Origin of the sequence: Salifodinibacter halophilus, from assembly GCA_012999515.1 — a bacterium.
In the GTDB taxonomy this organism is placed as follows: domain Bacteria; phylum Pseudomonadota; class Gammaproteobacteria; order Nevskiales; family Salinisphaeraceae; genus Salifodinibacter; species Salifodinibacter halophilus.
The window spans coordinates 1-273 of the sequence record JABEEB010000240.1; the positions used below are offsets into that span (position 1 = coordinate 1).

The 273-nt window shown below is 65.2% G+C and carries 1 protein-coding gene; it reads left to right on the top strand.

What is annotated here, in order from left to right; genetic code table 11:
• The coding region (locus HKX41_11485) for an MFS transporter (protein ID NNC24754.1) at positions 1-273 on the top strand (273 nt) is incomplete at both ends.

Below are 273 nucleotides of genomic sequence, written 5' to 3' on the forward strand. Positions count from 1 at the left end.
TGTGGATCCGCATGCAGCTGGCCGAATCGCCGCTGTTCCAGCAGATGAAGGCCGAGGGCAAGACCTCCAAGGCGCCGATCACCGAGAGCTTCTTCTCCAAGAACGGCAAGATCGCGCTGCTGGCCCTGCTCGGCGCCACCGCCGGCCAGGCCGTGGTCTGGTACGGCGGCCAGTTCTACTCGCTGTTCTTCCTCACAAAGACGCTCGGCATGGATCCCAACCAGGCCGACATCTTCATCGCCATCGCCCTGGCCCTGGCCACCGGCGGCTTCG